This is a genomic window from Mycobacterium ostraviense, from assembly GCF_002705925.1.
In the GTDB taxonomy this organism is placed as follows: domain Bacteria; phylum Actinomycetota; class Actinomycetes; order Mycobacteriales; family Mycobacteriaceae; genus Mycobacterium; species Mycobacterium ostraviense.
Genome location: NZ_NKRE01000001.1, coordinates 3,017,002 through 3,042,794 on the forward strand (window position 1 = coordinate 3,017,002; position 25,793 = coordinate 3,042,794).

At 66.2% G+C, this 25,793-nt stretch carries 19 protein-coding genes and 1 pseudogene; 17 read left to right on the forward strand and 3 right to left on the reverse strand.

The window, feature by feature from the left end:
• The 17 genes and pseudogenes from CDN38_RS13805 to CDN38_RS13885 all read left to right on the forward strand — a co-directional run.
• On the forward strand, nucleotides 1-1,288 hold a 1,288-nt coding region (locus tag CDN38_RS13805), incomplete at its 5' end, for an alpha/beta hydrolase (RefSeq protein WP_244307466.1).
• Between the two features lie 94 nt (nucleotides 1,289-1,382).
• Nucleotides 1,383-1,856: an LppA family lipoprotein gene (locus tag CDN38_RS13810; RefSeq protein ID WP_075513321.1), complete on the forward strand. Its 474-nt coding sequence runs from the start codon at nucleotides 1,383-1,385 to the stop codon at nucleotides 1,854-1,856.
• A gap of 374 nt (nucleotides 1,857-2,230) precedes the next feature.
• Entirely contained in the window at nucleotides 2,231-2,533 is a 303-nt protein-coding gene (locus CDN38_RS13815) for a PE domain-containing protein (protein ID WP_075513335.1), read from the forward strand.
• A 7-nt stretch (nucleotides 2,534-2,540) separates the two neighbouring features.
• Nucleotides 2,541-3,764 (forward strand): PPE family protein, encoded by a 1,224-nt coding sequence (locus CDN38_RS13820; RefSeq protein WP_099319007.1) that lies wholly within the window; start codon nucleotides 2,541-2,543, stop codon nucleotides 3,762-3,764.
• Nucleotides 3,765-3,851: 87 nt separating this feature from the next.
• Nucleotides 3,852-4,178, forward strand: a complete 327-nt coding sequence (locus tag CDN38_RS13825; protein WP_036418857.1) for a WXG100 family type VII secretion target — start codon at nucleotides 3,852-3,854, stop codon at nucleotides 4,176-4,178.
• Nucleotides 4,179-4,223: 45 nt separating this feature from the next.
• Nucleotides 4,224-4,511, forward strand: coding sequence for a WXG100 family type VII secretion target (locus tag CDN38_RS13830; protein ID WP_036418860.1), 288 nt, complete (start codon nucleotides 4,224-4,226; stop codon nucleotides 4,509-4,511).
• 123 nt (nucleotides 4,512-4,634) lie between these two features.
• On the forward strand, nucleotides 4,635-5,465 hold the full coding sequence (locus CDN38_RS13835; RefSeq protein ID WP_075513323.1) for an ESX secretion-associated protein EspG: 831 nt from the start codon (nucleotides 4,635-4,637) through the stop codon (nucleotides 5,463-5,465).
• Nucleotides 5,466-5,556: 91 nt separating this feature from the next.
• Complete coding sequence (locus CDN38_RS13840; protein ID WP_075513324.1) at nucleotides 5,557-6,582, forward strand: MinD/ParA family ATP-binding protein; 1,026 nt, start codon at nucleotides 5,557-5,559, stop codon at nucleotides 6,580-6,582.
• Nucleotides 6,579-8,108 carry a type VII secretion integral membrane protein EccD gene (gene eccD, locus CDN38_RS13845; RefSeq protein ID WP_082277404.1) on the forward strand — a complete coding sequence of 510 codons (1,530 nt, stop codon included), beginning with the start codon at nucleotides 6,579-6,581 and terminating at the stop codon, nucleotides 8,106-8,108. The genes CDN38_RS13840 and eccD (CDN38_RS13845) overlap by 4 nt, the downstream gene beginning before the upstream one ends.
• Entirely contained in the window at nucleotides 8,093-9,757 is a 1,665-nt protein-coding gene (gene mycP / locus CDN38_RS13850; RefSeq protein WP_075513325.1) for a type VII secretion-associated serine protease mycosin, read from the forward strand. Before eccD (CDN38_RS13845) ends, mycP (CDN38_RS13850) begins: the two co-directional genes overlap by 16 nt.
• A pseudogene (gene eccE, locus CDN38_RS13855) lies at nucleotides 9,754-11,432 on the forward strand (type VII secretion protein EccE). The gene mycP (CDN38_RS13850) and the pseudogene eccE (CDN38_RS13855) overlap by 4 nt, the downstream one beginning before the upstream one ends.
• A 66-nt stretch (nucleotides 11,433-11,498) precedes the next feature.
• Nucleotides 11,499-13,358 carry a type VII secretion AAA-ATPase EccA gene (gene eccA / locus CDN38_RS13860; protein ID WP_099319008.1) on the forward strand — a complete coding sequence of 620 codons (1,860 nt, stop codon included), beginning with the start codon at nucleotides 11,499-11,501 and terminating at the stop codon, nucleotides 13,356-13,358.
• A 125-nt stretch (nucleotides 13,359-13,483) separates the two neighbouring features.
• Nucleotides 13,484-14,824: a type VII secretion-associated serine protease mycosin gene (gene mycP, locus CDN38_RS13865; protein WP_075513328.1), complete on the forward strand. Its 1,341-nt coding sequence runs from the start codon at nucleotides 13,484-13,486 to the stop codon at nucleotides 14,822-14,824.
• Nucleotides 14,821-16,218: a type VII secretion protein EccE gene (gene eccE / locus CDN38_RS13870; protein WP_075513329.1), complete on the forward strand. Its 1,398-nt coding sequence runs from the start codon at nucleotides 14,821-14,823 to the stop codon at nucleotides 16,216-16,218. The genes mycP (CDN38_RS13865) and eccE (CDN38_RS13870) overlap by 4 nt, the downstream gene beginning before the upstream one ends.
• Nucleotides 16,219-16,317: 99 nt before the next feature.
• Nucleotides 16,318-17,718: an EspB family ESX-1 secretion system-associated protein gene (gene espB / locus CDN38_RS13875; RefSeq protein ID WP_075513330.1), complete on the forward strand. Its 1,401-nt coding sequence runs from the start codon at nucleotides 16,318-16,320 to the stop codon at nucleotides 17,716-17,718.
• A gap of 5 nt (nucleotides 17,719-17,723) precedes the next feature.
• Nucleotides 17,724-18,062, forward strand: a complete 339-nt coding sequence (locus tag CDN38_RS13880; protein ID WP_036395221.1) for a YbaB/EbfC family nucleoid-associated protein — start codon at nucleotides 17,724-17,726, stop codon at nucleotides 18,060-18,062.
• A gap of 393 nt (nucleotides 18,063-18,455) precedes the next feature.
• Nucleotides 18,456-20,759: an EspK C-terminal domain-containing protein gene (locus tag CDN38_RS13885; protein ID WP_099319009.1), complete on the forward strand. Its 2,304-nt coding sequence runs from the start codon at nucleotides 18,456-18,458 to the stop codon at nucleotides 20,757-20,759.
• 144 nt (nucleotides 20,760-20,903) lie between these two features.
• Here CDN38_RS13885 and CDN38_RS13890 read toward each other — a convergent pair whose 3' ends face one another.
• The 3 genes from CDN38_RS13890 to CDN38_RS33015 all read right to left on the reverse strand — a co-directional run bounded on the left by CDN38_RS13890 (nucleotide 20,904) and on the right by CDN38_RS33015 (nucleotide 25,767).
• Nucleotides 20,904-21,716 carry a hypothetical protein gene (locus tag CDN38_RS13890; protein WP_075513332.1) on the reverse strand — a complete coding sequence of 271 codons (813 nt, stop codon included), beginning with the start codon at nucleotides 21,714-21,716 and terminating at the stop codon, nucleotides 20,904-20,906.
• A 113-nt stretch (nucleotides 21,717-21,829) separates the two neighbouring features.
• Nucleotides 21,830-23,365 (reverse strand): type VII secretion integral membrane protein EccD, encoded by a 1,536-nt coding sequence (eccD, locus tag CDN38_RS13895; protein ID WP_075513333.1) that lies wholly within the window; start codon nucleotides 23,363-23,365, stop codon nucleotides 21,830-21,832.
• Entirely contained in the window at nucleotides 23,362-25,767 is a 2,406-nt protein-coding gene (locus CDN38_RS33015; RefSeq protein WP_099319010.1) for a MinD/ParA family ATP-binding protein, read from the reverse strand. Before CDN38_RS33015 ends, eccD (CDN38_RS13895) begins: the two co-directional genes overlap by 4 nt.
• Between the last annotated feature and the right edge of the window lie 26 nt (nucleotides 25,768-25,793).

The window sequence follows — 25,793 nt, forward strand, 5'->3', positions numbered from 1 at the left end:
GCCGGATACTTCCTGTTCGCTGCCACTGCACACTTCCTTCCTCCAGGCTCTCAAGATCAAACCTGGTTCGGAAGTCTCCGAGAAACCGGGGGAAGCACAAGACCACAACGTCGGCAACCATGATGGGATGCCAGCAGTCGATCGGGACCACTACAACCGGCTAACGCTTGCCGAGGAACTGAGGCGCTCCCAATCCTACGTTGCCCAGGCCGACGCATTGCGGGCCCAGCACCCCGACTGGGCGGCGGGGAAGAACATCCCTCACCGTTACACGCCGGGTGCGATTTTCGACGATCGCCTCGCCTACGAGGCCTGGCAACGCCAATATGACACTGCGCGGAACCAAGCCAAGTACCTGCCGGATCTACAGGCGGTCGATCGAGCCGTCAAGGACAGTCCAGATAGGAAACTGCTGCTTCTAGACACCAAGAACGGCCGTCAGGCCAGGGCGGCCATCGCGGTCGGGGACCCTGACACGGCCACGCACGTATCGGTGACCGCGCCAGGGCTGAACACCACCGTGCACGGCAGTATCGGCGGCATGACTGAGGAAGCGACGAACCTCAGGACTGAGGCTCTGCGGCAATTGAGGTTCAACCCGGGACACGAGCACGATTCGGTGTCAGCGATTGCGTGGATTGGCTACGACGCACCGCAGGTTCCCGGCTGGGATGATGTCGGTGCTTCTATTGCGGGAATCTGGGGTGTCAGCCACGACGACGTCGCAAAGCCCGGCGCTCACGATTTGGCCCGCTTTTATGACGGGTTGGGTGTTGCTCACCAGGGCGCCCCCGCTCTTCTGACGGCGATCGGGCACTCCTACGGCTCGCTGACTACAGGGCTGGCCCTACAAGAACCCGGCAATCACGGCGTCAGCGACGCCCTCTGCTACGGCTCGCCAGGAATCGAAGCGTCCACGCCGCAGCAACTGCATCTGAACACCGGACATGTCTACGCCATGGAAACCCCTGACGATCCGATCCAGTGGACCTACGACAGCAAAGGCATCGTGCACACCCTGCCATCCGGGCTGGCTCAGCTTCTCGGGTTCGGCGCCGACGCCACCGGCACGGGAGACTTCGGACCCAATCCGGCTACTAACCCTAACTTCACTCACCTGGCCACTGGTCCGGCCACCGTGTCCGATGGGCACGGCGGGACTCTGAGTTTGGAGGGAGCGCACGGGCATAGCGACTACCCGCGCCAGGGCAACAACAGCCTGCCCCGCACCACCGGGTACAACATCGCTGCGATAGTTGCGGGCCTGGGCGACAAGGCTATCCGGTGAATACGGCCAGATGAACACACACCTCGACCGGGGACGCAACGGCCTTCTATGCGCCGTGATGACCGCAATCGCGCTAGCAGCAACAGGATGTCACGTGGAAAATCCAGATACACCGACCCCGCCGAGCGCGGCAGCTCAGGCTCTCGCTGAACTCAAGGCCTTGCCCTCCTTCGAGGAAACCAAAGTTCAGGTGCAGGACGTCATGAACGAGATCACCGCGGCTGCAAGCAAGATTATTCCGTCGATCACCTGGGAAACGCTTGACCAAGGCTCTACCGGTAATTGCCAGCAACCTTACGAACAAACTGACGGCAAGCGATATTTTCTGCCAGATGCAGTTGCCGCCCGGGTCTCGGTCTCCGACCTCGCCTGGACCAAGATTGTGGAGGCGGCCCGGGTAGCCGCTGCCAGAATCGGCGCCACCAACGTCCAGGTCATACGCGACCAGCCCGGTGACCATGATGTGTGGTTTTCCGGTCCGACCGGGACATTCATCAAGGTCGCCTATCGGGGCAACCTCGTAGTCTCCGGCTATACCGGCTGCAGGCTACCGCGAGACAAGAAGTAGTCGTTTTGGCAGAACGGCGAGATAGCTCGGACAACATCTGGCTGCGTGTGCCCATCGATCGGTGTCCTCGCTTCGATCGCCGACGCTTCCGTTCGCGGCGTATCTCGTCGGACCATCGATCGCGAAATGGGCTCAATCGGCCGGCATCTTGTGAGCCGGAGTCGGCCGACCACCACAACGGCCACTATGGATTGTCAATGCGGGACTCAGACCGGCCTACAGTTTGCCGCGGCGGCACGTATGCAGCGTTTGCCCGCCGAGCTTGAAAACCGCAGATCATGCCCACAGCCAACTTGTGAATACATCATCCGCCGACTCGCACTAGACTGACCAACCAACACGTCTCATCGCGAGACCACATTCGGAGGGTGAACATGGTTTGGTCTGTGCAACCAGAGGCAGTTCTGGCATCGGCAGCCGCCGAGTCGGCGATCAGCGCGGAAACCGAGGCGGCGGCCTCCGCGGCAGCACCGGCGCTGCTCGGGACGACCCCGATGGGCGACGATCCGGACTCCGCGATGTTCTCGGCGGCACTGAACGCCTGCGGAGGCAGCTACCTGGGTGTGGTCGCCGAGCACGCCGCCCAGCGCGGATTGTTCGCAGGAGCCCAAGGCTTGGCGGCGGGGGTGTCTGACGCCACCGAGGTGGCACGCGCAGCGGCATCGGCACTGGGTTAAGTCCGGGATGCCCGATCCAGGATGGGCTGCGCGTACACCTGAGGCCAACGACCTGCTGCTGAAGGCGGGAACCGGAATCTCCACGCATGTGGCGAACCAAACGGCGTGGACCACTGTAGGTGCCAGCCACCACGCCTCGGGTATCGCGTCAGCGATCAACACCGCCGCAACCGCGGCGAGCTGGCTTGGCCTCGGCTCGGCGGCCTCGGCGCTCAACGTGACCATGCTCAATGCCTCCCTGCACGGCTTAGCCGGCTGGGTCGACGTCAAACCGGCGGTGGTGTCGGCGGCGATAGCGGCGTTCGAGATGGCCAACAGTGCCATGCGCCCGGCTCCGGAGTGCATGGAGAACCGTGACGAGTGGACGGTCGATAACCACATCAATCCGCTTGTCTGGGGGGCACTGACACCGCGAATCGTCTCGCTTGATGTCGAGTACTTCGGGGTGATGTGGCCCAACAACTCGGCGGTGGGCGCAACCTACGGCGGCATCCTGGCGGGGCTGGCGGAAAGCCTGGCCACTCCGCCGCCGGTCGCGACCATGGGTGCGTCACCGGCGGCACCGGCCCAGGCGGCTTCGGCTGTCGGGCAGGCTGCTGCGGAAGCCGCGGCCGGGGACGGCATGCGGTCCGCCTATCAAGGGGTGCAGGCGGGAACAACCGGCGCCGGGCAGTCAACGTCGGCCGGCGAGAACTTTGGCAACCAAATCGGCACGTTCATGCAACCGGTCCAGTCGATGATGCAAGCGGTTCCTCAAGCTTTGCAGGCTCCTTCCGGGCTGATGCAGGCGCCGATGAGCGCCCTGCAGCCCTTGCAGTCGATGATGGGCATGTTCGCCAGTCCCGGCGCTCTCGGCATGGGCGGCGCGGCGCCCGGGGCTTCGGCGGCTTCGGCCGCTGCGGGGGCCGCGGCGACCGAGGCGTCGGTTGGCGCCGGGGGCGGGAGCGCCTCTCTGGGGGGCGCTGGCATGTCCGCTACCAGCTTCACCCGTCCGGTCAGTGCGTTTGAGTCGGGAAGCAGCGGTCGACCGGTGGGACTGCGGCCAAGCGGGGCGCTGGGCGCCGAAGCCTTACGTTCGCCGACGACAACGACGATGAGCGGCGCGCCCATGGGCGGCATGCCCGTGGGTCATGCTGCCGGAGGCCACCGCGGATCGCACAGCAAGTCCGAGCAGCCGGCGACCGTGCGGGTGGTCGACGACCGCGATGACCCGAACTGGCGCAGAGGGTGAATCGACAGCTCTGAATAGCAGCCATACACTTCGCTTCATGCCCCGATAGGGGGCGAAACAGCTCACTTTAGTTAGGAGAAAATCCCCATGGCAGACGGCACTATTCAAGTAACACCGCAGATGCTGCGCAGCACCGCCCATGACATCCAGGCAAACATGGAGCACGCGATGGCCATAGCTCAGGGCTACCTGGCCAACCAAGAGAACGTGATGAACCCGGCGACCTGGTCCGGTGCTGGGGTGGTTGCTTCCCACGCGACCGCTACCGAGGTCGCAAACGAGTTGAACAAGGTCCTGACGGGAGGCACCCGGCTGGCTGAAGGCCTGACACAAGCCGCGGCCCTGATGGAATCGCACGAAGCGGACTCACAGCACGCGTTCCAAGCCCTCTTCGGCGGCGGCCACGGTTCCTGACCTACCCGCCTCCCTGCATAACACCCTTCGGAAAGGAACTTGACCATGGCAGATCAGATCACTTATAACCCGGCAGCGGTATCCGATTTCGCGACGGATGTAGGCTCGCGCGCCGGGCAGCTGCACGAGATTCACGAAGACACCGCCAACAAGACGAATGCGCTGCAGGAATTCTTCGCGGGCCACGGTGCGCAAGGGTTCTTCGATGCTCAAGCACAGATGCTTTCTGGGCTTCAGGGTCTCATCGAGACGGTGGGTCAGCACGGAACCACGACCAGCCACGTGTTGGACAATGCGATCGGGACTGATCAAGCGATCTCGGGGTTGTTCTAGTTCCACCGACGCCGGCGGGTACCGAATGTATCCGTTGTGACACGGGTTCCCAGTGGGGTGGGGCAAACGCGCGATGCTGCGCGTATGCCCCACCTTCTGTTTCTACATTGAGGTGAAGGCGCCATGCTGACGACGACGGTCGACGGGCTGTGGGTGCTACAAGCGGTAACCGGGGTGGAACAGATCTGCCCGGAACTCGGTCTGCGGCCCTTGCTGCCGCGGCTTGATACTGCCGAACGGGCACTGCAGCATCCGGTGGCTGCCGATCTCAAAGCCGCGGGAGCGCTCGACGAATCAGGCAACGCCGATCCCATGATCCGCGAATGGCTCACCGTGCTCTTGCGACGCGACTTGGGCTTACTCCTGATCATCAACGTGCCCGGCAGCGAGCCGACGCGGGCAGCCATCTGCCGATTCGCCACTTGGTGGGTCGTTCTTGAACGCCATGGCAAACTGGTGCGGCTGTACCCCGCCGGCATGGCCAGTAACGAGACGGTGGCCGGTGAACTTGTCGTGGGTCAGATCGAACAGTTGTGCGGCGTCGCCGAAGCGGCGCCGTTGCGGCCGGTCACCGTGGATGCCGATGCATTGCTGGAATCGGTGCGCGACCCCACCAGTTTGCGTTCCTTCTTGGTCAGCCAGCGTCTGGACGTCGACCAGTTGCAGATGCTAACCATGGCCGCCGATCCCTCGCGGTCTGCACACGCGGCAATTGTGGGTCTTCAAGCTGGTATCGGGCCGGAGAAGACAGCGCGCCTCCTCATCGGTGATACCGCGGTAACCATCATCGACACCCCGGCCGGTCGCATCTGCGTGGAAAACGTGATGTCCGGGCAGCGACGCTACCAAGTGCTCTCGCCTGGTTCGCGAGGCGACATCGGTGGTGCGGTGCAGCGCCTCATCCGCCGCTTGCCCGCCGGTGACGAGTGGTACTCCTACCGGCGTGTGGTGTGAATAACAGTGACACGGAATGGCGCGTTGCCGCAGGTGCGAGGCAACTGCGCGAGGTAAACGTGGAATCACGAATCGTGTTAGCATCGCCGTCGTGACAAGCCCTTGGAATGACCCGAATATGTCAGACGAAGGAGCGCTCGGACGGGGGGATCCATCAGTTCGGCGCCACTTTCGGGATTCGGTATCCGACACTATGCGTATTACCGATCTGGCGGCCCCCCGGAAAATTCCTCCAGGGTCGGGCTGGCGGAAATTCGTTTATGCCGCGTCGTTTCACAAAATTAACCCAGGAGAATCGCCCCGGGAACGACACTACCGCGATTTACAGGCGCGCATCCGCAGGCATATTCGTCGGCAATATGTGATCACCGTGGTTTCCGGCAAAGGAGGCGTCGGGGTAACCACGATGGCCGCCTGCATCGGCGGTGTGTTCCGCGAATGCCGGCCGGAGAACGTGATTGCGATCGACGCGGTTCCCGGCTTCGGCACGCTGGCCGATCGCATCGACGAGTCGCCGCCGGGAGATTACGCCGCCATCATCAACGACACGGATGTCCAGGGCTATGCGGACATTCGCGAACACCTAGGGCAAAACACCGTGGGATTGGACGTACTGGCCGGAAACCGCACCTCGGACCAACCCCGACCGCTGGTTCCGGCGATGTTCTCGGGGGTGTTGTCGCGGCTACGGCGAACCCACACCGTCATCATTGTCGACACCGCCCCCGACCTCGAGCACGATGTCATGAAACCGGTGCTGCAGAACACCGACACCCTGGTGTTCGTCTCCGGCATTACCGCGGACCGGTCCCGGCCGGTGTTGAGGGCGGTGGACTACCTCAGGTCGCAGGGCTATCACGAGCTGGTCTCGCGAAGCACGGTAATCATTAATCACACCGACAACATCACCGACAAAGACGCGCTGGCGTACCTGACGGAGCGGTTTACCAAGGTCGGCGCGACAGTGGAAGTGATGCCGTTTGACCCGCACCTGGCCAAAGGTGGGATTATCGACACGGTCCACGAGCTGAAGAAAAAGTCGCGGTTACGGCTTTTTGAAATTACCGCGGGCCTGGCCGACAAATATGTTCCCGACGCCGAGCGGGCCGCGCCGTGACGTCCCCGCATAAGGTCGCATTCCCGGCACGGTGCGCGGTCAACATTTGCTACGACAAGCATCTGAGCTCGCAGGTGTTTCCCGCCGGAATTCCAGTGGAGGGATTCTTCGAGGGAATGGTCGAGCTGTTCGACGCCGATCTGAAGCGTAAGGGCTTCGACGGTGTTGCGCTACCGGCGGGCAGTTACGAGCTGCACAAGATCAACGGTGTCCGACTGGACATCAACAAGAGCCTCGACGAGCTCGGGGTTCAAGACGGTGACACGCTGGTCCTGGTGCCGCGGGTGGCCGGCGAGTCGTTCGAGCCGCAATATGAGTCGCTGTCGACGGGATTGGCGGCCATGGGTAAGTGGCTGGGCCGTGACGGCGGAGATCGGATGTTTGCCCCGGTAACTCCCCTGACAGCTGCCCACACGGCGATAGCCATCATCGCCATGGCGGTTGGCGTTGTGGTAGCGCTGGCGTTGCGGACCCGAACTTTCACCGACAGCCTGGTTCCGGCTGCGGTGGCTGGTGGGATCGGCGCCTTGCTGGTGGTAGGCGCGGCGGTGGTGTGGTGGGGCTGGCGGGAGCGGCGCGACCTGTTCAGTGGCTTCGGCTGGCTGGCGGTGGTGTTGCTGGCCGTCGCCAGTGCGTGTGCGCCGCCGGGTTCGCTCGGCGCGCCGCACGGGCTGATCGGGGTCGTCGTGGTACTTCTCGGCGCGGTCGCGATTGGTGTAGTGACCCAAAAGCGTTGGCAGACCGCGGTTGTCACCGCCGTGGTGACGGTGTCCGGGATCCTGGCCGTGGTGGCGGTGATCCGGATGTTTCGGCCGGCTTCGGTGCAGGTGCTGGCGATTTGGGTGCTGGTCGGCCTGCTGGTCCTGGTCAGGATGACCCCCACCATCGCGCTATGGGTAGCGCGGGTACGGCCCCCACACTTCGGATCGATCACGGGCCGCGACCTTTTCGCGCGCCGTGAGGGGATGCCCGTCGACACCGTGTCTCCGGTCAGCGAGGCCGACACCGAGGACGAGGACAACGAACTCACCGACATCTCCGCGCGCGGCGCAGCGATCGCCGCTTCGGCGCGGCTGGTCAATGCGGTGCAGGTAGGTGTGTGCACCGGGGTGTCGCTGGTGCTTCCCGTCGCGGTGTGGGGGGTGTTGACGCCGGGGGACCCGTGGGATTGGTTGGCGCTTCTGGTGGCCGGTCTGGCAGTAGGGATCTTCATCACCCAGGGCCGCGGATTCGCCGCGAAATACCAAGCGGTTGCCTTGGTATTGGGAGCGTCGGCTGCGGTATGCGCGGGCGTCGTCAAGTACGCTGTCGCAGCACCACGAGATGTCCAGGCCGGACTTTTCTGCCCTGTCCTGGCGCTGGTGGTGTTTGCCGCATTGGGTTTGGCCGCAGCGCTTTTGGTGCCCGCGCTAAGGTTCCGGCCGCTCATCCGGCTGACCGTGGAATGGCTGGAAGTGCTGGCGATGATCGTGTTCTTGCCGGCGGCCGCGGCTCTGGGGGGGCTGTTCGCATGGATTCGTCACTGAGCCGACGGTGCTTGCGTGGCGCGGCGGCGAGCGTCGCTATCGCGCTGGTGGCCATCTGGACCGACCTTCCTGCCGCGCAAGCCATCCCACCACCATCGGTGGATCCGGCGCTGGTACCTCCAGACGGACCGCCCCGTCCCGACCAACCGATGCGTCGCTCCAATAGCTGTTCAGCCCCGATCACCGTGAAGAACCCTGACGTGGCGCAGCTGGCACCGGGCTTCAACCTGCTCAACATCAGTAAGGCGTGGCAATACAGCACCGGCAACGGAGTGGCCGTCGCCGTCATCGACACCGGCGTCACCCCCAACCCCCGATTGCCGGTGGTACCCGGTGGTGACTACATCATGGGCGAGGACGGCTTGTCCGACTGTGACGCGCATGGCACGGTGGTGAGCTCGATCATCGCCGCTGCACCGCAAGGTATTTCACCCATGCCGCGACCCATGCCGGCCAGTCCGGCATTTCCCCCGCCGGCGGGGCCGCCGCCGGTCATCGCCGCACCGGCGCCGCCGGTAGAGGTCCCGCCGCCCGTGCTTCCGCCGCCGCCGCCGACACCGGTGACGATCACCCAAACGGTTCCGCCGCCACCACCGCCGCCGCCTGATGAAGCGGGCGCAATGGCGCCCTCCAATGGGCCGCCAGATCCGCAGACCGAGGACGAACCGGCGATGCCGCCGCTACCGCCGGGCGCTCCGGACGGGGTGGTGGGGGTTGCCCCGCACGCAACCATCATCTCGATCCGCCAGTCCTCGCGAGCCTTCGAGCCGGTCAACCCGCCACCGGCGGATCCCAACTCCGACGAAAGAGTGAAAGCCGGCACGCTCAATACGGTGGCGCGCGCGGTGGTGCATGCGGCCAACATGGGCGCCAAAGTGATCAACATTTCGGTCACCGCATGCCTACCGGCGGTCGCCCCCGCCGATCAGCGGGCGCTGGGCGCCGCACTGTGGTACGCGGCCACTGTCAAGGATGCGGTGATCGTCGCCGCAGCCGGCAACGACGGGGAAGCCGGCTGCGACAACAACCCGATGTATGACCCGCTGGACCCGTCGGATCCGCGGGACTGGCACCAGGTCAAGGTCGTCTCCTCGCCGTCGTGGTTCTCCGACTACGTGCTGTCGGTCGGCGCCGTCGATGCCAGTGGCGCCCCCCTCGACAAGAGCATGTCGGGCCCATGGGTTGGCGTGGCGGCGCCGGGAACCCACATCATGGGTTTATCGCCCCAAGGCGGTGGACCGGTCAACGCTTATCCACCGTCGCGCCCGGGTGAGAAGAACATGCCGTTTTGGGGCACCAGCTTCTCGGCGGCCTACGTCAGCGGCGTGGCGGCGCTGGTACGGGCCAAGTTTCCCGATCTGAGCGCGCACCAAGTGATCAACCGGATCCTGCAGTCGGCGCACAACCCACCAGCGGGGGTCGATAACCGAGTGGGATACGGGCTGGTCGATCCCGTCGCCGCGTTGACGTTCAACATTCCCGCCGGTGAACGGCTGGCCCCAGGATCCCAGAGCCGGGTAATCACCCCCGCACCGCCGCCCCCGCCTCCGGATCACCGGGCGCGCAACATCGCCATCGGATTCGTCGGCGCAGTCGCCGCCGGCGTCCTAGTGGCGGCAGTCGCGTCCCGGCTGCGGAGGGCGCGATGAGGCCGACACTGACCGGGTTCGATCCGGTCAGTGTTAGGCGGGTGGTCGGAGTCTGGGTGGTATTCGGGCTCGCATTGGCGGGTTGGGCGGTGGGGGGCTACGTCGGCGCGGGAATCGCCCTGGCGGTGGGCATCTCGGTGGTGTTCGTCCGGTGGTGGGGCCAGCCGGCGTGGTCATGGGCTGTGCTGGGGTTGCGGGGCCGGCGCCCGATCAGTTGGGACGCCCCAATTACGGTGGCCAACAACCGGTCTGGTGGTGGGGTTCGGGTCGAAGACGGTACCGCGGTGGTGGCGGTGCAACTGCTTGGCCGAGCGCATCGCGCAACCACGGTGACCGGCTCGGTGACCGTCGAAACCGACAACATCATCGATATCGTGGAGCTGCTGCCGCTGTTGCAGCATCCGCTGGGACTGCAGCTCGATTCGATCAGCGTCGTCACATTCGGATCCCGAACCGGCACCGTCGGGGACTACCCGCGGGTGTACGACTCAGAGATCGGCACCCCACCCTATGCGGGTCGACGCGAAACCTGGCTGATCATGCGGCTGCCGATCATCGACAACGCCCAGGCATTGCGGTGGCGCACCAGCGTTGGGGCTGCGGCAATTTCGTTCGCTCAGCGCATCGCCGGCTCGTTGCGCTGCCAAGGTCTGCGCGCCAAGGTGGCGACCGCCACCGACCTGGTCGAGCTGGATCGCCGATTGGGCTCGGACGCGGTAGCCGGCAGCGCGCAGCGGTGGAAAGCCATCCGCGGAGAATTGGGCTGGATGACCACATATGCGTACCCGGCCGAGGCGATTTCGTCGCGGGTTCTTACCCAGGCATGGACCCTGCGCGCCGACGAGGTCATCCAGAACGTGACGGTATATCCCGACGCGACCTGCACCGCGACCGTCACGGTGCGTACCCCCACCCCTGTCTCTTATACACATCCTTGTCTCGTGGGCTCGGAGATGTGTATAAGAGACAGGCCCCAACCCCGCCCAGCGTGATCCTGCACCGCCTCAACGGAGAGCAGGCCGCAGCCGCGGCAGCCAACATGTGCGGCCCGCGCCCGTACCTGCGCGGCCTGCGTCGCAGCGCGTTGCCCGCGCAGCTGGTCAGCGAGATCGGACCGTCTGGTGTGCTGGTGGGCAAATTGCCCAACGGCGATCGGCTGATGATCCCGGTTACCGATGCCGGTGAGCTGTCGCGGGTGTTCGTGGCCGCTGACGACACTATCGCCAAGCGGATCGTGATCCGTACGGCCGGTGCCGGTGAGCGGGTCTGTGTGCACACGCGTGACCACGAGCGGTGGGCCAGCGTACGGATGCCAGAAGTCAGCATCGTCGGAACGTCACGGCCGGCGCCACGCACCACAGTCAGCGTCGTGGAATACGTGGGACGGCGGAAGAGATACGGGGACAGCATATCCGAAGGCGGCGGCAACGATATCGGCGATGTCGCAATTGCGCCCACACCGCGGCCGGCCAGCGTGATCACCATCGCGCCGGCCGGTACCGCGCTGCCCGAGGGGCATCGGCACGGATTCGAGGTCACCATCGAGCAAGTCGACCGTGCTATGGTCAAAGTCACTGCGGCAGGCCAGCATTGGCTGGTGGAGATGGAGATGTTCCGCGCCGAGAACCGTTACGTCAGCCTCGAGCCGGTCACGATGTCGATTGCTACGCAGTGACTCGATCAACGTTGCGGCACAACGTGATGAGGCGGGCTTCCCACATCGGGGACGAGTACCGCCCCGCTGTCGAGGATGGTAGACACGATGGGTGATTTGCTCACTGCCCGTAGGCATTTCGATCGAGCGATGGCGATCAAGAGCAGCCAAGGACCTGCGGCCGCGTTACCCGAGTTCGTCGCCGCCACCGACGCCGACCCGTCGATGGCTGACGCATGGCTGGGCCGCATCGCCTGTGGCGACCATGACCTGACGTCGCTCAGACAGCTCCACACCAACAGCGATTGGCTGCACCGCGAAACCACGCGGATCGGCCGGACGCTCTCCGCCGACATCCAGCTGGGTCCCTACGTCGGCATCACGGTGACCGACGCATCGCAGGTGGGGCTGGCTCTGTCGTCCGCTCTGACCATCGCCGGGGAGTACGCCGAGGCCGACGCACTGTTAGCCAACCGCGAACTGTTGGATTCGTGGCGCAACCACCAGTGGCATCAGCTGGCCCGCGCATTCTTGATGTTCGTCACGCAGCGTTGGCCTGATGTGTTGTTGACCGCCGCCGAGGAACTGCCCCCGCAGGCGATCGTCATGTCTGCGGTAACGGCCTCGATTTGTGCGCTGGCCGCGCATGCCGCAGCCCACTTGGGGCAGGGCCACGTCGCCCTGGACTGGTTGGACCGTGTCGATGTGATCGGGCACAACAAGTCATCGGCCCGCTTCGATTCCCATGTGCTGACCGCATCCATTGGCCCGGCCGACATTCCGCTGCTGGTTGCGGATCTGGCGTACGTGCGCGGAATGGTGTACCGCCAGCTGCACGACGACGAAAAGGCTCGGATCTGGCTGTCCAAAGCGACCATCAACGGTGTGCTGACCGAACCGGCCAAGGAAGCGCTGGCGGACCCGAAGCTCCGCCTGGTCGTGACCGACGAGCAGACCATCGCCAGCCGCACCGACAAGTGGGATCCCGCGACGGCGAAAAGCCGCGACCAACTCGACGACGACGACGCGGCCGAGCGCAGGGCCGAGCTGCTGGCCGAGGGCCGCGAACTGCTGGCCAGGCAGGTCGGTCTGGCCGCGGTGAAGCAGGCGGTGGCGGCGCTGGAAGACCAGCTCGAAGTGCGCACCATGCGGCTGGAACACGGTCTGCCCGTCGAGGGGCAGACCAACCATATGTTGCTGGTCGGGCCGCCGGGCACCGGTAAGACCACCACCGCCGAAGCGTTGGGAAAGATCTATGCCGGCATGGGAATCGTGCGCCATCCCGAAATTCGGGAGGTCCGCCGCTCCGATTTCTGCGGACACTACATCGGTGAGTCCGGGCCGAAAACCAACGAACTGATCGAAAAGTCGCTTGGCCGAATCATTTTCATGGACGAGTTCTACTCCCTGGTGGAACGCCATCAGGACGGCACCCCGGACATGATCGGCATGGAGGCCGTCAACCAACTGCTGGTGGCGCTGGAAGCGCACCGTTTCGACTTCTGCTTCATCGGTGCCGGCTACGAAGACCAAGTCGACGAATTCCTGTCCGTCAACCCGGGTTTGGCCGGCCGGTTCAACCGCAAGTTGCGGTTCGAGTCCTATTCGCCGGCCGAGATCGTCGAGATCGGGCAGCGCTACGCCACGCCGCGCGCCAGCCTGCTCGACGACGGCGCGCGCCAGACATTTCTGGACGCGGCCTCCACCATCCGCAACTACACCACTCCCGGTGGACAGCACGGTATCGACGCCATGCAAAACGGCCGGTTTGCCCGCAACGTCATCGAACGCGCCGAAGGCTTCCGCGACACTCGAGTGGTCGCCCAAAAGCGGGCCGGCCAACCGGTGTCGGTTCAGGATCTGCAGATCATCACGGCCGCCGACATCCAAGCCGCGGTGCGCAGCGTGTGTTCGGACAACCGCGACATGTCCGCCATTGTCTGGTAGCAAACCGTGACCCGGCCCCGGCGGGAAAAGCGTTGTTTACGCAGCCGTTACGTCTAAAATGCACGCAGACCTGACACGCAAATGCCAGGTCGGCAACGCGGCTCAATGAACGGAGTGATTCCGGGGTGCACCGGATCTTGCTGACGGCGGTGGTGCTGGCGTTGCTCAACGCGCCGCCCGCGTTGGCAATCAATCCACCGTCGATCGACCCCGGTGCGGTGCCGCCCGACGTGACCGGTCCCGACCAGCCCACCGAGCAGCGCGTCCTGTGCTCGAGTCCTACCACCTTGCCGGATTCGAGCTTTCACGATCCGCCGTGGAGCAACGCCTATCTCGGCGTCTCGGAGGCGCACAAGTTCGCAACCGGAGCCGGGGTGACGGTGGCGGTGATCGACACCGGTGTCGACGCGTCGCCACGGGTGCCGGCGGAACCGGGCGGCGACTTCGTCGACCAGGCCGGCGACGGCCTGTCCGACTGCGACGCGCACGGGACGCTGACCGCCTCGATCATCGCCGGCCGGCCGGCGCCCACCGACGGGTTCGTCGGCGTCGCACCCGATGCCCGGCTGCTTTCGTTGCGCCAGACGTCCGAGGCCTTCGAACCAGTTGGCACCCAACCCAATCCCAACGACCCCAACGCCACCCCGGCGGCCGGGTCCATCCGCAGCCTTGCCCGCGCGGTCGTGCATGCGGCCAATCTGGGTGTCGGTGTGATCAACATCAGTGAAGCGGCCTGTTACAAGGTGACCCGTCCCATCGACGAAATCAGCCTGGGCGCGGCGATCAACTACGCGGTCAACGTCAAGAACGCCGTGGTGGTCGTCGCGGCCGGCAACACCGGTGGCGACTGCGCCCAGAACCCGCTGCCGGACGCGTCGGCCCCCGGCGACGCACGTGGCTGGAACAAGGTCCAGACGGTCGTCACGCCTGCGTGGTACGCGCCCTTGGTGCTGACCGTCGGTGGCATCGGCGAAAGCGGTGTGCCCAGCTCCTTCTCGATGCATGGACCGTGGGTGGGCGTGGCGGCCCCAGCGGAGAACATCGTCGCCCTCGGCGACCGTGGCGAGCCGGTGAACGCCCTACCGGGCCGCGAGGGGCCGGTCCCGATCGCCGGCACCTCGTTTGCCGCTGCGTACGTCTCGGGTCTGGCGGCCCTGGTGCGGCAGCGGTTCCCGGAGCTGACCCCGGTGCAGGTGATCAACCGGATCACCGCCACCGCGCGACATCCGGGAGGCGGAGTCGACAACCTCGTCGGCGCCGGCGTGATCAATGCGGTGGCGGCGTTGACGTGGGACATTCCGCCGGGACCCGCGTCGGCCCCGTTCAACGTCAGACGAATTCCACCGCCCGTGGTGGAACCCGGCCCGGATCGTCGGCCGATCACCATCGTGGCGCTGTCGGTTCTGGGCCTGACGCTGGCGCTGGCACTCGGCGGACTGAGCGCGCGGGCGCTGAGGCGCCGATGAGGAATCCATTCAGTCCGATACGGTTACGGTTCAGCACCGGTCACACGTTGGTCGTCGCGGTGCTGGGCCCGCCCACCATCATGCTGTTCCTGCACACGCGCTACTGGTGGGTGGGCATAGCGATAGTTGCGGTGGCCACCATAGTGGCCACGGTCACCTTCTTCGGACGTCGGGTAACCGGCTGGGTCGCAACGATGTTCGCGTGGCTGCGCCGGCGCCGCAAGCCGCCCGACGTTCCGTCCGAGCCAGTCGTCGGTGCCACCGTCAAACCCGGGGACCACGTCGCGGTGCGGTGGCGACGCGAGTGCCTGATCGCTGTCATCGAACTCAAGCCGCGACCGTTCACCCCAACGGTCATCGTCGACGGGCAAGCCCACACCGACGACGTCTTGGACACCAGACTGTTGGAGGAGCTGCTGTCGGTGCACTGCCCCGACTTGGAAGCAGACGTCGTGTCGGCAGGCTACCGTGTCGGCAACACCGCCTCGCTGGATGTGGTGAACCTCTACCAGCAGGTGATCGGGGCTGATCCGGCCCCCGCGAGCCGGCGGACGTGGATCATGTTGCGGGCCAACCCCGAACGCACGCACAGGTCGGCGCAGCGGCGCGATGCGGGGGTGGCCGGACTGGCCCGCTATCTGGTGGCTTCGGCCACGCGCATCGCCGACAGCCTGGCCAGCAATGGCGTCGACGCGGTGTGCGGGCGCAGTTTCGACGATTACGACCACGCCATTGACATCGGCTATGTGCGGGAGAAGTGGTCGATGATCAAAGGCCGCGACGCCTACACCGCGGCCTACACCGCACCCGGCGGCCCGGACTTGTGGTGGTCGGCGCGCGCCGACCACACCGTCACCAGGGTCCGCATCGCTCCCGGGATGCCGCCGCAATCCACGGTGCTGCTGACCACGGTGGGCAAGCCGAAGACGCCGCGCGGATTCTCCCGCCTCTACGGCGGCCAGCGGCCCGCCTTGCAGGGGCAGAACCTCGTCCCGAATCATCACTGCCAGCTGCCGATCGGATCGGCCGGTGTGCTGGTCGGCCAGACAGTAAACCGGTACCCGGTATATATGCCGTTCGACGACGTGGACGCGAGCATCAACCTCGGCGACGCCCAGACCTTCACGCAGTTCGCCGTGCGTTCGGCCGCCGCCGGCGGAATTGTGACGGTTGGTCCGCACTTCGAGCAATTCGCCAGCCTGATCGGCGCGCACATCGGTCCGGTCGCCAAGATCGCGTGGCCAAACGCGACGACCTATCTCGGCCCGCATTCCGGTGTCGACAAGGTGATCCTGCGGCACAACCTCATCAGCACTCCGCGGCATCGGGAGTTGCCGATCCGGCGGGTTTCCCCGCCGGAAGAGAGTCGCTACCAGATGGCGCTGCCAAGGTAGAACAGTGTCGGCAAGCCCGGGGACGGCCGAAATTTTTGGTGCAGGAACCGCGCGCATCAGAGACGATAATGGCTGTAGCACTAAGGAGGATGATCCGAGATGAGCCAGCCGCAAACCGTGACGGTGGATCAACAAGAAATTCTGACCAGGGCCAACGAGGTGGAGGCCCCATTGCCCCCGGGCAAGGTTCCGCCCACCGATGTGCCCAATTCACCATGTGCGCTGACGGCGGCCAAGAATGCGGCCCAACAGCTCGCGTTATCGGCGGAGAACATGCGGGAGTTCCTGGCGGCTGGCGCCAAGGAGCGGCAGAAGCTGGCGACCTCGCTGCGCAACGCGGCCAAGGCGTATGGCGAAGTTGATAGCGAGTCCGCGACCGCCCTGAACAGCGATGGCAGCGGAACTGTGGAGGCCCAGTCCGCCGGCGGCGCCGGCGGAGACAGCTCGGCTGGGCTGCAAGACACGCCGACGGTCGCGTCCGCGGGTGATCCCGACTTCACCGATCTCAAGACTGCGGCACTGAAGCTCGAATCCGGAGATCAAGGCCGATCGCTCATCGATTTCGCGAACGCGTGGAACGACTACAACTTTGCGTTGCAAGGGGATGTCAAAAGGTTCCGGGCCTTTGACAATTGGGAAGGTGACGCGGCTACGGCGTGTGAGGCCTCGCTGGATCAACAACGGGAGTGGATACTCCACATGGCCAAATTGAGTGCTGCGCTAGCCAAGCAAGCTCAGTACATCGCGCAGCTGCAAGTGTGGGCGATTCGGTCCCACCCCTCGTCAGCGGACATCGCAAAGCTCGAGGAGCTGTCCAAAGACCCCGCGTACAAAGATCAAGCCATCAAGCTCTACGCCGAATATCAGCAAAAGTCGGAGCAGGTGCTTTCCGAGTACAACACCAAGGCGAGCCTGGAGCCGGTGAATCCGCCCAAGCCTCCGGCCGCTATCAAGATCGATCCACCGCCGCCCGCTCAGCCGCAGGGTTTGATCCCCAGCAATGTAATGCAGGCGGTCACCGGCGGCTCGGGCGGAACTCCCATGACCGGGATGCCGATGGCGCCGATGGCCCCGGCCGGCGGGGCTGGTGGCGGCATGCCGGCCGGCACCAGCGCAGAACTGACGTCTGCCGCTCACCAGGCGGCGGCGAACCTGTCGAAGGAGCCGGGGATGAAGCCGATGTCGCTGGGCGGCGGCGGAGGCGGCGGAGGTATCGGTGGGGCACCGCTGGGTGAGCCGGCGGGTCTGGCGGGCGCCGACTCGGTGCGGCCGGCTGCCGCGGGCGACATCGCCGGCGCGGCTCAAGGGAAGGCCGCCGCGGGCAGTGGGATGGGCGGGGGCGGCATGGGCATGCCGATGGGGGCACACGGCCAGGGCCAGGGAAGCTCCAAGTCCAAGGGCGCCCAGCAAGACGACGAGGCGCTATACACCGAGGACCGGGCGTGGACCGAGGCCGTCATCGGTAACCGTCGTCGTCAAGACAGCAAGGAGTCGAAGTGACCAGCATGGAAATGGACCCGCATGTCGCCCAGACGTTAGCGCTGGCGGCACGGTTCCAAACGGCCCTCGATGGGACGCTCAATCAGATGAACACCGGATCTTTCCGGGGCACTGACGAGACCGAGACCGTCGAGGTGACGATCAACGGACACCAATGGCTCACCGGGGTCCGTATCGAGGAGGGCCTGCTGAAGCAAGTGGGCGCGGAGGTCGTCGGGGCGCGGGTCAACGAAGCGCTGATGAACGCACAGTCCGCGGCGACGGCTTACAACGACGCGGCGGGCGAGCAATTGGTCGCGGTCCTGTCCGCCTTGTCGGACACGATGAACAAAGGGCTGATCTAGCTCGGTTCTCAGCCGCGTCGGTGACGGCCCGGACGCTGACGGTCAGCGTCCGGCCGGCCCATTCCGGCGCGTTCCGATGCCGTCTCGCGCCGTGCTGCGCGCGTCCCGTCCCATCGCGGTTCGAGCGATGCAGCGATCACCATGCCAGGGTTGCCGACGTCCGCGCGGCGCCGGATTCGGCGGCCGTCCCGATCCCAAATTGCCGCATCTAGCTGGTCTTAACCTCGGTTAGGCTTGTTAACCATGACGTCCGGTACCGCTCATCGGCTGTTGCCGCATCAAAGCCGGCGCCGCGGCTGTGCAGCGTGCGCGCCGGTCGAACGATCCACTGCGGGTACCTACCCGGCAGGTCTCGTCGCTGCGGCCTGGCGGCTGTTGGGAGGAGAGTAGGCGATGGGCATTCCGAGGCCGATAGGAGAGTATGCCGGGCAGATGCTCGAGCCGAGCGGGTGGCCGGAAGCCGATGAGGACACCTTCTACGACCGGGCGCAGCAGTACAACCGGGTGTTGCACCAGTTCACCGACGTGATGGATGCCTGCCGCCACCAGCAGGTCGAGGTGTTCGACGGCGGTGTCTGGACCGGTGGGGCGGCCAATGCCGCCAACGGTGCCCTGGGGGCAAACCTCAGCCAGATGAGCACGCTGCAGGATTACCTGGTAACGGTGATCACCTGGCACCGCCATATTGGCGGGTTGATAGCCCAGGCAAAGGCGGATATCGGCAACAACGTGGACGGGGCGCAACGGGAAATAATCGCCCTGGAAAACGACCGCGACATGGATGCCGACGCGCGCAAGGCCGCTATCGAGTCGTTGGTGCGCGCCACGCACAGCGCCAATGCCAGCCTGGTGGCGGAAGCCGCCGAGCGAGTCTCGGCGTCCAGGAACTGGAAGCCGCCGCACAACGCGCTCCAGGATCTGCTCCACCAGGTAACGCCTCCCACCCCTGAGGTGCCATCGTTGGCGGTACCAACTCCGGGCAAGCCTGCTCCCGCGCCCCCGGCGCCGAAGCCCTTCGAACCGACACCGGTCAACCCGCACAAGCCGGTGACACCTGGTGCACCGGTTACTCCGGTCAACCCGCGGCCGGCCCCGCCGGTAACGCCGGGCAAACCGGTAACCCCCGGCGTACCGGTTACTCCCGTCACCCCCAGGCCGGTTCCCCCGGTGACCCCGGGCAAGCCGGTGACCCCGATCCCACCGGTGACACCGGGCAAGCCGGCTAAGCCGGTCACCCCGGTTAACCCGGTCGAGCCGAAACCGGAGCAGCCGGCCAGCCCAGTCGCTCCGGTCAATCCCGCCCCGGCCCCGGCGCCGGCCCCGGGCCCATCCACTCCCGTTTCACCGACTCCCGCGCCGGCGCCGGCGCCGAGCCCGCAACCGGCCCCGGTGGGCCCGTCGCCATCACCGAGCCAGCCGTCGATGCCGAGCGATCCGGGAACCCCGTCGACGCCCCATACTCCGTCGACCGAGCCCGCTCATGTGAAGCCGGCAGCCGCGACGGAGGCGCCGTCGATGCCGTCCGCGCAACCGACGGCTCCGTCGGGCCCGTCGCATGGCGACGATGGGTCGTCGTCACAGCCGATGGCACCCGCAGCCGCAGGCGGGATGCCGGCTGCCGCTCGCGGAATGTCCGGCGGGACCGCCGCTCCCGCGGCGTCAGCGGGGGCCAGCCCGAGCACCGGGCAGGGTGCCACGTCAAGTGCGGGCTCGCGTGCTGCCACCGGGCGGGCGCCGTTGGGCCCGGCCGGCAGGGCACCGGCAGCAGCGACTCCACGCGCAGCGTCGGCGCGTATAGCGCCTCCAGCGCGACCGGCGCCGCCGCCCGAGGCGCCCGAGAAGGAAAAGCCTGAGTCGGCCGACGACCTCACGGTGTTGCCGTCGGTGCCGGTTTCGGCGGCGCGGGCGGCGCGCGATGCCATTGCCGCGGCATCCGGTGCCCGCCGCGGCAAGGCCGACCCGCTGCGGTTGGCGCGTCGCATCGCAGCGGCATTGAATGCGCCCGACGTCCGTGACGAGGGGGATTACGGGTTCTTCTGGGTTACGGCGGTGACCACCGACGGCGAAATCGTGGTGGCCAACAGTTACGGCCTGGCGTACATACCCGACCACGTGCAATTGCCCGCGAACGTGTTCATGGCCAGTGCCGACCACGCCATTCCGGCGGACGAAAAGGCCCAATTCGCCACCTATCCGATTCTCGCCGTGCAGGGATGGGCCGCGTTTCACGACCTGAAGCTGCGGGCGGTGATCGGAACCGCGGAGCAATTGGCCAACTCCGATCCCGGCGTGGCCAAGATCATCCTGGAAGCGGACGACATCCCAGACAGCGGCAAGATGACCGGGCGCTCCCGGCTGGAGGTGGTGGATCCTTCGGCGGCGGCCCAGCTGGCCGAGACCGAGGACCTGCAGTTGCTGGGCCTGTTGCCGCCGGCCCCGGCCGATGCCAACCCTCCGGACGACGAACGGCACATGCTGTGGTTCGAGCTGATGAAGCCGATGACCAGCAGCGCCACCGGCCGCGAGGTGGCCCACTTGCGGGCGTTCCGCGCCTATGCCGGGCACTGCCAGGAGATCGCCCTGCACCAGGCATACGGCGCGGCCGACGCAGAGGCCCAGCGCCCTGCAGTCGAGGATTGGCTGTACTGGCGATATGTCACCGGTTTGCTCGACAGCGCCCTGACCGCGGCATCCTGAACCCTGGCTGCCCCCCGGGGGTACATCGGCCCCGGGGCGGGGCCGGCGGCGACGCCGAGATCTACCTGAGCGCGGAAAAGTTAAAGTTAAAGTTCGAGTGGACGTCACGCTTACGTAGATCTCGGCGAAAGCGGTGCCCGCCGGTTAGACGGGTGCCGCGACCGAGCCCGCCGACGCGTTGCCGCCGGGCGCTGCGTGGACGGGAGCGCTGACCAACGTGGCCGCGCCGGCCGCGGCGCTGTCTTCGTCGTCTTTGTCCTCGTCTTTCTTGGTGTCATCGACGAGCTGCCCCTGCTGCTCCGGCTTGGTGTCGGAGGCGAGCTGGGCGGGCGACGCGCCGGCGCCTTGCGAACCTTGTGAGCCCGCCTGCTGCGCCGACTGGCTGATGGTCTGTGCGATCGGCGATGCTTGCTGCGCCATCTGACCGGCTTGTGGGGCCAGCTGGACGACCTGCGGCACGGTAGCAGCCACCCGCGGCGACAGCGCCTCGGCCTGGGCACTTACCGCCTGGCCGAGCTGCGACACCGCACCCGCGGGCGCACCCAGCAGTTGCGCGGCTGGCGCACCCAGCAGTTGCGCGGCGGGAGCGCCCAGCGATTGGGCTGACTGTCCCGTCAGGCTGGCCGCGGCACCGGCCACCCCGCTGCCTTCGCGCTGTTGGCCGTCGGAGTCGAATTGGTACTGCGTCAACGCGTCGCCCAGCGACTGATCGGCTTTGCTATAGATGTCAGCCGCGGTGGACATGCTGGTTGCTGTCCGCTTGAGAGCGGCACTGACGCCGGGCAACCCGTCGGAAACCAATGATTCGATGCCCGGCATCGTCTCGTTGATCGCTGCCGATAACGGATCGGATCCGGTCGCCGCGATTGGTGCCGGAAGCGTCGGGAAAACGAGTTCGGCGAGTTTGCTTCCAGCGGCAATCAGGCGGGCGGGATCGACGGCCAGTGGTTCAGCCATCGCAAAATCCCTTCTGTAGATTACCCATCGAGCAAATTTTACCCGACATCACATAACGCCAATCGCGCCAATTTGAGCCACCAGTGCCGTGCATAAAAACGCATGCCGACAGCTCAGAAGCGGATATTCCGCACCGTGTCATAGACACTGGTGATCCATAGCAGCAGGGGAACGATGGATGCCACCATTGCGCCGTCGATCAATTCCAGAATCCGCTTCATCACCGGCGAGACCCGACGAACCTGAGCCGTCGCTCCCACCACGATCAGAGCCACCACGGCAGTGGCGAGATAAATGGTCAGCATCAGCCAGGCGTCGTGCGGATACCAGAGGCTGAGCTTGACGGCCAGGCCTGTCGGGATGACGACGGCCGCCGCCAGCATTGCCCACGCACACCACCGGTCTGCGTACAGCCGCGACCGGAACCCACAGATCACGGTGATCAGGCCCGCCACCACCAGGCTGTGCACGAAGAAGTGTCCGTGCACCACCACCGCGATCGAACCGCCGGCAAGCACCAGCGTCCCGGCCGTGACGTAGCCGATGAGCAGCTGCTTGGCCAGTTTGCTGCGCTCGGTCAGACGTGCGGCGGACGCCGGCGCCGACGCGATGATGGCCTGCCAGGTCGGAGTTTCCTCGTTGGTGGCGTCCTGGGCGGTGACGGGATCGAGCAGTTCCTCGTTGTCCACGGTTTCGCCCGGAACGGGGATGGGCGGTAGCGCAATCCGCGCGACGGCGACGGTCAGTTTGGCCGCATTCGTGACGATGAACAGCCCGAATGCGATTGCGCCTGCAGGGACCCAGTGCTGGTAGCCGTAGCCGAAGGCGACGGCGGCGGCAATGGTCGCGATCGATGTGATCGCGACGAACGACGCCACTTCATGACGCCGCCGAGGACCGCCGCGGGTCATCAGTGTCAGGAACAACACGGCCGTGGCGGCAGCCGCGAGCTGCGGAGCTCCCAGCGAGTTGACTCCACGCGGCAGCGGAACGGCGATCGCGGCCGCGGCGGTGAGCGGTTGGTAGGCCGTGAGCAGCAGGCTCTCGGACAGGCCGATTTTCTGGTAGAAGCGCGTTGCGACAAAGCAGCCCACGAGAACCGCTACCCCGATGATGCCGATCGCCAGCGGCCAGAACGGGCTGCGGCCGGTGGCCCACCACGCCCGAACGGCGACCGCGGTGATCGGCAGGGTCATCACCGGTATTGCCACGTAAACGAAGCGATCCAGGGCCGAGCGGTCGAACTCCGGCGATTCGTCAAGCACCGCTATCGCGTCGATGACGTCTTCGACGAGCGGCCGATACCGCTCGGTGCGGCTCACGGTCACCAGGGTGAGCAATGAGCCGTCGACCACTCCGGCTTCGTCGAGCGATTGATCCAGTCTCAGCGGCGGGAAGCCGGGCCGGGCGAAGGCCCACACGCCCTGCGCGGAAAAGTCGAAGCCGGCCAAGACGTCGGGCGGGGTGTCTTCCAGCAGATCGGCCAGCACCGCGACGGTGTCGTCGATATAGGTTTCCATGGGCGCCGCCGCGGGCAGCACCAGGTCCGTCATCCGTTTGCCGGTCAGGATGGTCACCCGGGTGGTCGCGGGTTTGGGCGGAGTTGTTCCCGTGGCGACGGCAGGGGCGGCAACGGCAGGTGCGCTCATCGGCGTCCGGCCCTTTCAAAATCGTCGGATAAAGCTGCTGCCAGCTCGAGGATTCGTCGCTTGTAGACCGGGCCGAGCTGGTCGAGGTGAATTTCGCCGCCGGTCGCGATGTGCTTGTCCCACGGTAAGACCACCACCCGGCCGGGTTGGAGCTGCTGTTCGAACTGCCGGACCACGTGCTTTTCAGCGACGTTGGTCTCTCCGACCGAGACGTGGTCGATGACCACGCAGGCGCGGTTCAGAAGGTCCTGATATCCGTTGTGACGCAACCACTCCAGGGCAATTGCGGCTTGGCGAGCGCTGTCGATCGATACGTTCGTCACGATCACTATTGCCGACGATGTTTCCAGTACGCTGCGGGTCACCGGGTCGAAGAGCCCGGCTCCGCAGTCGGCAATGACGAGGTTGTAGAACCTGGATACCCTGTCGACCGCGACCCGCATGTCCTCGCCGCTGAGCCCGCGGCGTGCGGTGGTGTATTCCTGAGCGGGCAGGATTTCGAGATTGGCGGCGTTCACGCTGGTGTGCGCGCGGACGTCGTTGTAGTGCGACAACTCCGGGTCGGCCAGGAGATCCGCGATCGACGAGGGTGACGAACGGCCGGCGCGGTCGGCGAGGTTTCCGCAGCCCGGATCCGCATCGAGCACCAGGATCCGGTCACCCCGCACCTGCGCCAGTGTCGTGCCCAGCGTGACCGTCGTGGTGGTCTTGCCGGCACCGCCCTTCAGGCCGAGCACCGCGATCTGATACGAGCCACGAGGTCTTCTGCTGACCCGGTTACGCAGGCCCAGTTCGTATTTCTCGTCGGGTGACAGTCCGAAGTTGATCCGAGTGACCGAGTGCACCCAACGCCGCCACCCTCGTCTGGATACCAGCTTCGCGGGCTTCCCGGCGCGACGACCATCGACGGGAGCAGGCTGGCTCTGGGGCCTGGCCGGGGCCGTAGCGGCTGGGGGTTGACCCTGGGTGGGAGAGTGCGGCGGTTGAGCGCGCACCGGGCCAGGGGGCTGAGCCCGAGTGGGCGCCAGCCGGGACGGAGGCAGCGCGGTTGTTGGTGTCGCGTCAGCGGCCTGATCGGCGCGCCGCCGGGCGCGACGGCCGCCGGTGGGTTCGGGATGGGTTTCGGTAGGAGGAGCGGCCGCGGCAGGCGCGGCCTCCGACGGACGATCGACATCGGAGTGACCTTGCGGTAACCACGCGAACGCGGATCCCGGTCCGACCCTGGACGCCGGTTGCGTCTCGTCTGTCGACGGGCGTTGCGGAAGGGCGGCACCAGCTCCCGACGGCGCCTCGTCGTCGTCCGGTTCGGGCCGATAGCGGTGACCCTTGCGGGCGTGTCGCGAATGCCGGGGCGCATCGGACTGCGGTTGCGCGGGGGACGGTTGCTGATTCTCGCCGGCCCGAACGCTAGGTGGTGACGCCTCGGTCGCAACCGGCCGAGTCGGCGCGGTAGGAGGCTGGGGTGGTTTCGGGGCGGCCGCAACCGGTTGGATGGCGGACCGCGATGGTTGTGGTGCTGCTTGGGGGGAGGGTGATCGCCAAGTCGTGGCCGGTGGCGGTGGGCCGGCGCGGTGCGGGGGTTCGGGTCGTGGTGGTGCTGGCGTCGGCGGCGCGCCCATCGGCATCGGTGCTACTGGTGGTTTGGGTGCGGGCGGTGCCGGTGGCGGTTCGGCCGAGGGCTGCTTGTCGGCCGGCGGTTCAGCGGCGGACATCGGTTTGCCGGGCGGTGCAGTTTCCGGGGGTTTGGGCGGCGTCGGTGGTTCGGCGGAGACTTGCGGTCGTACCGATGGTGGGACGGGTGGTTCGGGTGGTGCCGGCGGGGGTTCGGGTGGTGCCGGCGGGGGTCCGCCGATCGGCATCGGCGGCAGTGGCGACGTGGCCCCGGCAGGGACGGCTTCGCTGATCGGCGTCGCCGGTGCCGGTTCGGCGGCAGCCGGGTTATCCGCCGGTGGTGGTTCTGGCGGTTCACCCGCCGACTTATCCCGCGATGGTGGTTCTGGGGGTTCGGGTGGTTCTGGGGGTTCGGGTGGTGCCGCTGGGGGTCCCCCGATCGGCATCGGAGGCAGTGGCGACTTGGGTCCGGCCGGTGCCGGCTCGGCGGCGGCTCGCGGTGGTTCGGGTGGTGCCGGTGGTGGTTCGGGTGGTGCCGGCGGGGGTCCCCCGATCGGCATGGGGGGCAGCGGCGGTTTCGGTGGCGGTGGCGTCTCTACCGATGCCGGAGGCGGGGTCACCGCCGGGGGAAACGGCTGCGACCAGTCGATCGGTGTTGCGGGAGCGTCGCCATTAGGTTTGGCGGGCGGCGGATACGGCGAACTCGCATCGAAGTACGATTCCGTGCCCTCTTCTTCTGGAGGCTCCGAACCTTCAGCGGGCCGAAAGAGTTTGTCATAGTCGGCCGGCATGAGAACCTCTCAGAAGTTCGCCAATA